At 71.7% G+C, this 10894-nt stretch carries 9 protein-coding genes; 2 read left to right on the top strand and 7 right to left on the bottom strand.

Annotated elements, in window-relative coordinates; genetic code table 11:
* Together RH94_RS43575 and RH94_RS16595 are read right to left on the bottom strand one after the other, a co-directional pair.
* On the bottom strand, positions 1-828 hold an 828-nt coding region (locus RH94_RS43575), incomplete at its 3' end, for a serine/threonine-protein kinase (protein ID WP_234425819.1).
* A gap of 294 nt (positions 829-1122) precedes the next feature.
* The gene (locus tag RH94_RS16595; protein WP_073948362.1) at positions 1123-2829 is read right to left on the bottom strand and encodes a glycerol-3-phosphate dehydrogenase/oxidase; all 1707 of its coding nucleotides are present in this window, start codon (positions 2827-2829) and stop codon (positions 1123-1125) included.
* A gap of 313 nt (positions 2830-3142) precedes the next feature.
* On the opposite strand from RH94_RS16595, the gene RH94_RS16590 reads away from it, so the two are divergent.
* Positions 3143-4351 (top strand): nucleotide sugar dehydrogenase, encoded by a 1209-nt coding sequence (locus RH94_RS16590; protein ID WP_073948361.1) that lies wholly within the window; start codon positions 3143-3145, stop codon positions 4349-4351.
* 567 nt (positions 4352-4918) lie between these two features.
* Here the strand turns inward: RH94_RS16590 and RH94_RS16585 are convergent.
* The 4 genes from RH94_RS16585 to RH94_RS16570 form a co-directional block, all read right to left on the bottom strand.
* Positions 4919-6043 carry a GuaB3 family IMP dehydrogenase-related protein gene (locus RH94_RS16585; protein WP_073948360.1) on the bottom strand — a complete coding sequence of 375 codons (1125 nt, stop codon included), beginning with the start codon at positions 6041-6043 and terminating at the stop codon, positions 4919-4921.
* Positions 6044-6171: 128 nt separating this feature from the next.
* Positions 6172-7680, bottom strand: coding sequence for an IMP dehydrogenase (gene guaB, locus RH94_RS16580; RefSeq protein ID WP_073948359.1), 1509 nt, complete (start codon positions 7678-7680; stop codon positions 6172-6174).
* Positions 7681-7822: 142 nt separating this feature from the next.
* Positions 7823-8410, bottom strand: coding sequence for a sigma-70 family RNA polymerase sigma factor (locus RH94_RS16575; protein WP_073948358.1), 588 nt, complete (start codon positions 8408-8410; stop codon positions 7823-7825).
* A gap of 722 nt (positions 8411-9132) precedes the next feature.
* Entirely contained in the window at positions 9133-9744 is a 612-nt protein-coding gene (locus tag RH94_RS16570; protein ID WP_003948568.1) for a response regulator transcription factor, read from the bottom strand.
* 381 nt (positions 9745-10125) lie between these two features.
* Here RH94_RS16570 and RH94_RS16565 point away from each other — a divergent pair, with 381 nt between their 5' ends.
* The gene (locus RH94_RS16565; protein ID WP_073948357.1) at positions 10126-10455 is read left to right on the top strand and encodes a WhiB family transcriptional regulator; all 330 of its coding nucleotides are present in this window, start codon (positions 10126-10128) and stop codon (positions 10453-10455) included.
* Positions 10456-10558: 103 nt separating this feature from the next.
* Here the strand turns inward: RH94_RS16565 and RH94_RS43570 are convergent.
* On the bottom strand, positions 10559-10894 hold a 336-nt coding region (locus RH94_RS43570), incomplete at its 5' end, for a LysR substrate-binding domain-containing protein (protein WP_234425818.1).

Below are 10894 nucleotides of genomic sequence, written 5' to 3'. Positions count from 1 at the left end.
GAGCCGCTCCGCCGGCTCTTTGGTCAGCAGGCCGTGGATGACGTCCTTGAGCGGGCCGGCGTTCCTGGGCCCGTCCAGCGGCTCGGTCATCACCGCGGTCAGGGTGGCGATCGCCGAGCCCTTGTCGTACGGCGGCACGCCCTCCACCGCCGCGTACAGCAGTCCGCCGAGCGACCACAGGTCGGCCGCCGGGCCCGGCTTGTGCCCGCGGGCACGCTCCGGGGAGATGTAGGAGGGGGCGCCGACGAGCATGCCGGTGGAGGTGAGCGACGGGTCGCCCTCGACCTGGGCGATGCCGAAGTCGGTGAGCACGACCCGGCCGTCGTCGGCGATGAGCACGTTGGACGGCTTCACGTCGCGGTGCAGGATGCCCTGGCGGTGCGCGGAGCGCAGCACGTCGAGGATCGCGAGCCCCACCTCGGCCGCCCGCCGCGGCTCCAGCAGCCCGTCCTCGCGGATGACTTCGGCCAGGGACTTGCCCTCGACGAGCTCCATGACGATCCACGGCCGGTCGTCCTCGTCGACCACGTCGAAGACGGTCACCGCGCTGGTGTCACGGATCCGGGCGATCGCCTTGGCCTCGCGCAGCGTGCGTGTGATCAGGCGCCGTTTCTCGTCCTCGTCGATGTTCGACGGGAACCGCAGTTCCTTGACGGCGACCGTACGGCCCAGGGTCTCGTCCTCGGCGCGCCACACGGTACCCATGCCGCCACGGCCGAGTACGCCCCCCAGCCGGTACCGGCCCGCGAGGAGACGCTCGCTCTTGTCCTGCAGAGTGTCCTGACGAGTGTCTTGACGGGGTGTCCCCGCCCGCTCCGCCTCCGACATGCGTCCCCTCATGCAACCCGCCCTGACAGAGCCTCCATTGTCTCTCACCCGACAAGTGCTCAACGCCCAGGGGGCCCCTGAGGACACCCCGGGACCACCCTCGAACGGCCCTTCGTCCGCGCCGGGATGACGGGTTGTGACAAGGAGGGAGCCACGGGTGCCGACCCTTCGGACCATTCCGTCCATAACCCGCGCCGCACACCTCGCGCGGAACGGCGGTCCCGGCCCGGAAGTCGCCGTGACGGATTTCCGGAACAGTTTCCGGAGCGGCTTCCGAAGCGGCTTCCGGGCGGCCTACAGCGGCACGATGTCCGGCGCTCCCAGCCGGGCCGCGTCGGCCGTCAGGTCGTCGGGCTGGCGCTGCGACTCCCGCTCGGCCTCCACCCGCTTCTCGTAGTGCTCGACCTCGCGTTCGATCTGGTCCTTGTCCCAGCCCAGCACCGGCGCCATCAGCTCGGCGGCCTCCCGGGCGCTGCGCGTGCCCCGGTCGAAGGTCTCGATGGAGATGCGCGTACGCCGGGTCAGTACGTCGTCCAGGTGCCGCGCGCCCTCGTGGGAGGCGGCGTGGACGATCTCGGCGCGCAGATAGTCGTCGGCGCCCTGCAGAGGCGCGCCCAGCGCGGGGTTCTCGGTGACCAGGGCCAGGACCTCCCGGGCCGCCGACCCGTACCGCTTGAGCAGGTGCTCCACGCGCACCACGTGGAGGCCGTGCTCGGCGGCGATGCGCGCCCGCGCGTTCCACAGGGCGGGGTAGCCCTCGGCGCCGTACAGCGGTATCTCCTCGGTGACGCAGTCGGCGACCCGCACGTCCAGGCCGTGCACCGCCTCGTCGACGGCGTCCTTGGCCATCACCCGGTACGTCGTGTACTTGCCGCCCGCGACCACGACCAGACCCGGCGCCGGATGGGCCACGGTGTGTTCGCGCGACAGCTTGCTGGTGGCGTCGGACTCGCCGGCCAGCAGCGGCCTGAGCCCCGCGTACACGCCCTGCACGTCGTCGCGGCCGAGCGGCACCGCGAGGACCGAGTTCACGCGCTCCAGCAGGTAGTCGATGTCGGCGCTGGAGGCGGCCGGGTGGGCCTTGTCGAGGTCCCAGTCGGTGTCGGTGGTGCCGACGATCCAGTGCCGGCCCCAGGGGATCACGAACAGGACGGACTTCTCGGTGCGCAGGATCAGCCCGGTGGTGGAGTGGATGCGGTCCCTGGGCACGACGAGGTGGATGCCCTTGGAGGCGCGGACGTGGAACTGGCCGCGCTCGCCCACCATCGCCTGGGTGTCGTCGGTCCACACCCCGGTGGCGTTGACGACCTGCTTGGCGCGGACCTCGTACTCGCCGCCGCCCTCCACGTCCCGCACCCGGGCGCCGACGACGCGCTCGCCCTCACGCAGGAACCCGGTGACGCGCGCGCGGTTGGCGGCCTTCGCGCCGTACGACGCCGCGGTGCGCACCAGGGCGGCCACGAAGCGGGCGTCGTCCACCTGTGCGTCGTAGTACTGCAGGGCGCCGACCAGGGCGTCCTTCTTCAGGCAGGGGGCGACCCGCAGGGCGTGACGGCGGGTCAGGTGGCGGTGCAGGGGCAGGCCCCGGCCATGGCCGCGGGCCATCGACATGGCGTCGTAGAGGGCGACGCCGGAGCCGGCGTACAGGCGCTCCCAGCCCTTGTGCTGCAGCGGGTAGAGGAACGGCACCGGCCGGACCAGGTGGGGCGCGAGGCGCTCCAGCAGCAGGCCGCGCTCCTTCAGCGCCTCGCGGACGAGCGCGAAGTCGAGCATCTCCAGATAGCGCAGTCCGCCGTGTATCAGCTTGCTGGAGCGGCTCGAGGTGCCCGACGCCCAGTCGCGCGCCTCCACTATGCCGGTGGACAGGCCGCGGGTGACGGCGTCCAGAGCCGTGCCCGCGCCGACCACGCCTCCGCCCACGACCAGGATGTCCAGCTCCCGCTCGGCCATTCCCGCCAGTGACTCGGCGCGCTGCGCCGGCCCCAGTGTCGCTGTCCTCACCGCTGCCTCCCGCTGTCGGTCGCGCCGGCCGCACCCGTCGGGCGAAGCCCGTTCCCATCCCCGTTCCCCTCCCCCGTGCCTCTCCCCTGTCCCCTCACCTCCTGCCCATGCCCAAATTCTGACGGGGTTGCCCGACTTCAGCCACCAGTCACCCCCGGCCTGTGGACAACTCTGCCCGGCTCACCGAGAAACACGCTGGTCAATCCCACAAAACGGTCATATTTACTCCTAGTCTGACATTGCGCTCGCTCGTCCTGTCCACAGGACTTGCGTGCCCGCCACGCCTCGGTTACTGGGAAGGACGGCCCACGCCATGCCCGCAGATCTCGCCGTCATCGGACTCGGTCCTCTCGGCCTGCCCCTGGCCCAGGCCGCCGTCGCCGCCGGCATCCCGACCCTCGGGTACCGCACCGGGGAGGAGTCCGGCGCCCTCAGCCCCGCCGAACTGCGCCGGATGCTCTCGGGGGGCTTCCGGCCGGCCACCGACCCGGCCGAGCTCGGCCGGGTGCGCACCGCGGTGATCTGCGCGGCGACCCCGCGCGGCGCGGACGGCGGCCTCGACCTGAGCCAGGTGGAGGCCGCCGCCCGCGCGCTCGCCGAGCACCTGCGCCCGCACACCACCGTGATCCTGGAGTCGCCGGTGCACCCCGGGACCACGGAGGACTTCCTGCGCCCCCTGCTGGAGGAGGGCTCCGGCCTCCGCGCGGGCCGCGACTTCCACCTCGCCCACTCGCCCAGCCGCGTCGACCCCGGCAACCGCGACTTCACCCCCGCCAACACGCCCCAGGTGATCGGCGGCCTGACCCCGGCCTGCACCGAGTCGGCCGCCGCGTTCTACGGCCGCCTCACCGACAAGGTGGTACGCGCGCGTGGCCTGCGGGAGGCCGAGACGGTCCAGCTCCTGGAGACCAACTACCGGCACGTCAACATCGCCCTCGTCAACGAGATGGCCGTCCTCTGCCACGACCTGGGCGTCGACCTGTGGGACGTGGTCCGCTGCGCGGAGACCAAGCCGTTCGGCTTCCAGGCCTTCCGTCCCGGCCCCGGCGTCGGCGGCCACGGCCTCGCCCAGGACCTGACTGGCCGGGCGGGCCGCGGCCTGCGCATGGTGGAACTCGCCCAGCAGGTCAACAGCCGCATGCCCCGCTACGTCGTGCAGCGCGCCGCCACGCTCCTGAACGAGCACGGCAAGTCGGCCCGGGGCGCCCGGGTCCTCCTGCTGGGCGTCACGTACAAGTCCGACCTCGCCGACCTGCAGGGCACGCCCGCCGAGGAGGTCGCCGTCCGGCTGATGGGGCTCGGCGCCTCCGTCAGTTACCACGACCCGCACGTGCCCGCGTGGAGCGTCCTGGACCGGCCCGTACCTCGCGCGGACTCCCTGTACGAGGCGGTGGCGGACGCCGACCTGACGATCCTGCTCCAGCACCACCGCACGTACGACCTGCAAGGGCTGTCGGTGAAGGCCCAGCTGCTGCTGGACACGCGGGGAGCGGCGCCCACGGGGGCGGCGCACCGGTTGTGAAGGGGGGCGCGTGGGGTGGCCGGGCTTCCGGGGTTGGTGGCGTACGGTGCCCTCCGCCGGTACCGTACGGAACTGGTGGAGCCCACCGCAGCGGCCACTGCAGCGGGCTCCTGACCGCCAAGCGGAGTGTCCACCCCTAGGCTCTATAGGGGTGGCCGCTCAGCGGCCGTAAATCCGCAAGATCCACCTCCTCCGGAATTTCACCAGCCGAAGCCAGTACTGCCCCAGCCGAAGCCGGATGCGGTCCCGGAGAGTGGGCTTGCGGTGACGGCCCATGGGCGCGCCCCCTTCCACGATGCCGCCCATTGGCCCGGTAAGGCGGTCCGTCGGATTCGGGCCGGGCCCCGAGGCGCGAGGTCCGGACCGTGTCCTTGGAAGGGGGGCGCCCCGGAGAACCGGGTCGCCGAGCACGGACATTACCGGCCCGACACGCCCACCCCCGGCGTATTCGCCCTGAATGCAACCGTGCGCCCCCCACCGCACAACGCGCCCCACCTCTGCGCACATGCGAAGGGGTCCGGTCACCACGTGACCGGACCCCTTGGATGAACGCCGTACGGCTGACGGCTACCGCTTGTGCTGCGAGTCCCCCACCGTGACCTCGACCCGCTGGAACTCCTTGAGCTCGCTGTAGCCGGTCGTGGCCATGGCACGCCGCAGCGCGCCGAAGAAGTTCATGGAGCCGTCGGGGGTGTGCGAGGGACCCGTGAGGACCTCCTCGATCGTGCCGACCGTGCCCAGGTCGACCTTCTTGCCGCGCGGCAGCTCCTCGTTGACGGCCTCCATGCCCCAGTGGTGGCCCTTGCCGGGCGCGTCCGTGGCGCGGGCCAGCGGGGAACCCATCATCACGGAGTCCGCGCCGCAGGCGATCGCCTTGGGCAGGTCGCCGGACCAGCCGACGCCGCCGTCCGCGATCACGTGCACGTACCGGCCGCCGGACTCGTCCATGTAGTCGCGGCGGGCCGCGGCCACGTCGGCCACCGCCGTGGCCATCGGGACCTGGATGCCGAGCACGTTGCGCGTGGTGTGCGCGGCGCCGCCGCCGAAGCCGACCAGGACACCGGCCGCGCCGGTGCGCATCAGGTGCAGGGCCGCGGTGTAGGTGGCGCAGCCGCCGACGATCACCGGGACGTCGAGCTCGTAGATGAACTGCTTCAGGTTCAGCGGCTCGTGCGAGGACGACACGTGCTCGGCCGAGACCGTCGTACCGCGGATGACGAAGATGTCCACGCCCGCGTCCACGACGGCCTTGGAGAACTGGGCCGTGCGCTGCGGGGAGAGTGCGGCGGCGGTGACCACGCCCGCGTCGCGCACCTCCTTGATGCGCAGGCCGATCAGCTCCTCCTTGATGGGGGCGGCGTAGATCTCCTGCAGGCGGCGGGTGGCGGACTCGGCGGGCAGCCCGGCGATCTCGTCGAGCAGCGGCCGCGGGTCCTCGTAGCGCGTCCACAGGCCCTCGAGGTTGAGCACGCCCAGGCCGCCCAGCTCGCCGATGCGGATGGCGGTGGCCGGGGAGACGACCGAGTCCATGGGAGCGGCCAGGAAGGGCAGCTCGAAGCGGTAGGCGTCGATCTGCCAGGCGATCGAGACCTCCTTCGGGTCCCGCGTACGGCGGCTGGGGACGACGGCGATGTCGTCGAAGGCGTACGCCCTGCGGCCGCGCTTGCCGCGCCCGATCTCGATCTCAGTCACGTTGGTGGCCTTTCCCTGATGCGTTGCAGCGTCTTCCAGTATCGCCGACACCCACGACAAGGGCGGCCCCGGAGCTTCCGGAGCCGCCCTCGGCCATGCGTCGGACGTGCTGCACGCGTACGCGTGCGTCAGTTCTTGCCGCTGTAGTTCGGCGCCTCGACCGTCATCTGGATGTCGTGCGGGTGGGATTCCTTCAGACCCGCGGAGGTGATCCGTACGAACCTGCCGTTCGCCTGCAGCTCAGGAACGGTCCTGCCGCCGACGTAGAACATCGACTGGCGCAGGCCGCCGACCAGCTGGTGGACGACGGAGGAGAGCGGGCCGCGGTAGGGGACCTGGCCCTCGATGCCCTCGGGGATCAGCTGCTCGTCGGAGGCGACGCCCTCCTGGAAGTAGCGGTCCTTGGAGAACGACTTGCGGTCGCCGCGGGTCTGCATGGCGCCGAGCGAGCCCATGCCGCGGTAGGACTTGAACTGCTTGCCGTTGATGAACAGCAGCTCGCCCGGGGACTCCTCGCAGCCGGCCAGCAGCGAGCCCAGCATCACCGTGTCGGCGCCGGCGACCAGGGCCTTGGCGATGTCGCCGGAGTACTGCAGGCCGCCGTCGCCGATGACCGGGACGCCGGCCTCCCTGGCCGCCAGCGAGGCCTCGTAGATGGCGGTGACCTGCGGGACGCCGATGCCGGCGACCACGCGGGTGGTGCAGATGGAGCCGGGGCCGACACCGACCTTGATACCGTCGGCGCCCGCGTCCACCAGGGCCTGGGCACCGTCGCGGGTGGCGACGTTGCCGCCGATGACGTCGACGCCGGCCGCGTTCGACTTGATCTTGGAGATCATGTCGCCGACCAGCCGGGAGTGGCCGTGCGCGGTGTCGACGACGATGAAGTCGACGCCCGCCTCGATCAGGGCCTGGGCGCGCTCGAAGGCGTCCCCGGCCACGCCGACCGCCGCGCCGACCAGCAGCCGGCCCTTGGCATCCTTGGCGGCGTTGGGGTACTGCTCGGCCTTGACGAAGTCCTTGACCGTGATCAGGCCCTTGAGGACGCCCGCGTCGTCGACCAGCGGCAGCTTCTCGATCTTGTGGCGGCGCAGCAGCGCCATGGCGTCCGCGCGGGAGATGCCCACCGTGCCGGTGACCAGCGGCATCGGCGTCATGACCTCGCTGACCCGGCGCGAGCGGTCGGGCTCGAAGGCCATGTCACGGTTGGTGACGATGCCCACCAGCTTGCCGGAGGGGTCCGTGACGGGGGTGCCGCTGATGCGGAACTTGGCGCACAGCGCGTCCGCCTCGGCGAGCGTGGCCTCCGGGTGGATGGTGATGGGGTTGGCCACCATGCCGGACTCGGAGCGCTTGACCAGGTCGACCTGGTTGGCCTGGTCCTCGATGGACAGGTTGCGGTGCAGCACGCCGACGCCGCCCTGGCGGGCCATGGCGATCGCCATGCGCGATTCGGTCACCTTGTCCATGGCGGCGGACAGCAGCGGGATGTTGACCCGCACGTTCTTGGAGACGTACGAGGCGGTGTCGATCTCGTCGGGCGCCATGTCCGACGGGCCCGGCAGCAGCAGCACGTCGTCGTAGGTCAGCCCGAGTGTCGCGAATTTCTCGGGCACTCCGTCGACGTTGGCAGTCATGACACCTTCCCCAAATGGCCTTGATCGGTGCGGATGTCCATGCTAACGGGAAGCGGGGCTGTCCCATTCCACGGTTCCGGGTGGCTCCGCGTCTCGTGTGTTCGTACGGAACCGTCGCACCGCCGGTTCATCCGCCGGGCGGCTACTGCTCGGCGAGGGCGCGCAGACGGCTCAGCGCACGGTGCTGGGCCACTCGGACCGCCCCCGGTGACATTCCCAACATCTGTCCCGTCTCCTCCGCGGTCAGCCCCACCGCGATGCGCAGGAGCAGCAGCTCGCGCTGGTTCTCCGGGAGGCTGGCCAGCAGCTTCTTGGCCCACTCGGCGTCGCTGCTGAGCAGGGCGCGCTCCTCCGGGCCCAGGGAGTCGTCCGCGCGCTCGGGCATCTCGTCGGAGGGCACGGCCGTGGAGCCCGGGTGCCGCATGGCGGCGCGCTGCAGGTCGGCGACCTTGTGGGAGGCGATGGCGAAGACGAACGCCTCGAAAGGGCGGCCGGTGTCCTTGTAGCGCGGCAGGGCGAGCAGGACGGCGACGCAGACCTCCTGGGCGAGGTCCTCCACGAAGTGGCGCGCGTCGCCCGGGAGCCGGGACAGCCGGGTGCGGCAGTAACGCAGTGCGAGCGGGTGGACCCGGGCGAGCAGATCGTGGGTGGCCTGCTCGTCACCGCGGACGGCGCGGTGGACGAGCGCACCGATCGCCCCTTGGGCAAGTGCCGCCTGGTCGTCGCGCATCGGTCCATGGTGCCTTGGCCTCTTCCGTTCCGTGGCACCGCCTTCGTGGTTGTGCACTGAAGCGTTATGAGCAAGTGCGCCGAAGCTCATCCCCCGCGCCCTCCCCTTCCGCTCGACCGACTCGTCCGCAAGGAACTCCACACCTCAAGCATGCGTCATCCCCGCCGAAACGAGCAGCGGGCACCCGGCGGGCCGCTTTGCCACCGGTGGCGGCGGTGAGGTAAGGGAACGTCGCGTGCCCGCGCCGAGGGGCGCCACCGGTCGCCACCGGCGCCGCGGCGAGCGGCACCCGGGCCGTCCTGGCGGCACACCGGCCGCCGGCGGCCGCCCCGCCCGTCCCGGTGCCGCACCTCGCCGGTCTCCCGCCCCGCCGCACGGCGTACGGCGCCCGGGAACGCCCGCTCCCGGCGCACGGCGCACGGCGGCCGACGCCCGTCCCGGCGCCGAGCCGCGCCGTCGAGGTCCCGTCCGTCCATGTCGCACAGCGTCCGCCGCTCGCCCGGGCGGTCGTTGCCGTGCAGCGCGTTCGGCGGTCGGCCTCGTACACGGGGTACGGCCGTGCGCCTCCAGCCGGCGGCTTCCTCCACCGCGCATCGGCATCGGCGCACACCGTCGTCGTACGGCGGCCGGACACGCCCCCACGCCGATCCAGCGCGCGTGGGGTGCCGTCGCGTCTTCGCGGACCCGGGCACGACCCGCTCCGCTCCCGGCCCGCGCGGGGACTAGCGGACCAGGCCCCACCGGAAGCCGAGGGCCACCGCGTGCGCGCGGTCCGAGGCGCCGAGCTTCTTGAACAGGCGGCGGGCGTGGGTCTTGACCGTGTCCTCGGAGAGGAACAGCTCGCGGCCGATCTCCGCGTTCGAGCGGCCGTGGCTCATGCCCTCCAGGACCTGGATCTCACGCGCGGTGAGCGTGGGCGCGGCGCCCATCTCGGCCGAGCGCAGCCGGCGCGGCGCGAGTCGCCAGGTGGGGTCGGCGAGGGCCTGTGTCACCGTGGCCCGGAGCTCCGCGCGGGAGGCGTCCTTGTGCAGGTAGCCGCGCGCGCCGGCGGCCACGGCGAGCGCCACGCCGTCGAGGTCCTCGGCGACGGTGAGCATGATGATGCGCGCGCCGGGGTCCGCGGACAGCAGGCGCCGGACCGTCTCGACGCCGCCCAGTCCGGGCATGCGCACGTCCATGAGAATGAGGTCGGAGCGGTCGGCGCCCCAGCGGCGGAGGACTTCCTCGCCGTTGGCCGCCGTCGTCACGCGCTCGACGCCGGGCACGGTCGCCACCGCGCGGCGCAGCGCCTCTCGGGCAAGCGGGGAGTCGTCGCAGACGAGGACGGAAGTCATGGCCGTCCTCCGCAGCTGATGCGCGTCACCTTGAGCCTCCAGGCTGGTACGAAATCGTCACCTGTGCGGTCGACCGTCTCGGACGCCCGCCCGAGCGCTTGTGTTTTCAACCGCCTCCGCACTCTCAACGACGGTCACTCGAAAGAGTTACGGGGCCGTACGCCGTCTTCGGCACTCTACGTGAGGGAACGGACACAGCGCCGACATGAACGTCGGACCCTCAACTTTTCATCACAAGCTATGCCCCATTTAGCCCCTTTTCTTCCCGTTTACAGGTGTCTAGGGCTAGATTCGCAATGAGTCATATTTTCATCTCCTTAGATCGGAGATGTACGGTCGTTGGCACCGTATCCGCCACGAACGGCTACAAGGGGTCACACAATGGCAGATTTCTCCCGCCTTCCCGGACCGAACGCGGATCTGTGGGACTGGCAGCTGCTGGCTGCCTGCCGTGGAGTGGACAGCTCGCTCTTCTTCCATCCCGAGGGCGAGCGCGGGGCGGCTCGGAGCGCTCGAGAGAACTCGGCCAAGGAGGTCTGCATGAGGTGCCCGGTCCGTGCGGAGTGCGCGGCACACGCCTTGGCGGTGCGCGAGCCGTACGGAGTGTGGGGCGGCCTGACCGAGGACGAGCGCGAGGAGCTCATGGGGCGGGCCCGGAACCGGCTGGTGTCGGCGTCGTCGACCAGCGGGGACACCGCCTCGGACAGTTGAAGGAACGTTTCTCCACAGCCGGATGTACCGATCGCATCCGGCCACCGCAGGGCACGCGTACGCGTGCCCTCGCGTTACCCGCGTTACCCGTGTTCCCCTTGTCTCACCGGGCGCCCGCCCGCACCAGTTCCTCCAGCGTCGCCGCCACCGCCGGTACCTGCGCCAGGTCGGGCAGGGTGAGGGCGACGATCTCCCGCCGCACCGCCGGTTCCAGCTCCACGGTCCGCGCCCCCCTGGGGCGCAGGGAGTCGATCGCGAGCTGGGGCAGGACCGCGACCCCGAGTCCCGCCCCCACCAGACCGGCCACCGCCGGGTAGTCGTCGGTCGCGAAGTCGATGCGGGGCGTGAAGCCGGCGCCCTCGCACACCTCCACCAGCTGGCCGCGGCAGCGCGGGCAGCCCGCGATCCACGGCTCGTCCGCGAGTTCCCCGATGGCGAC

The organism is Streptomyces kebangsaanensis, from assembly GCF_001906585.1.
Classification (GTDB): domain Bacteria; phylum Actinomycetota; class Actinomycetes; order Streptomycetales; family Streptomycetaceae; genus Streptomyces; species Streptomyces kebangsaanensis.
The sequence above is the reverse complement of the archived record's forward strand: the minus strand, read 5'-3'. Positions and strand labels throughout refer to the sequence as shown.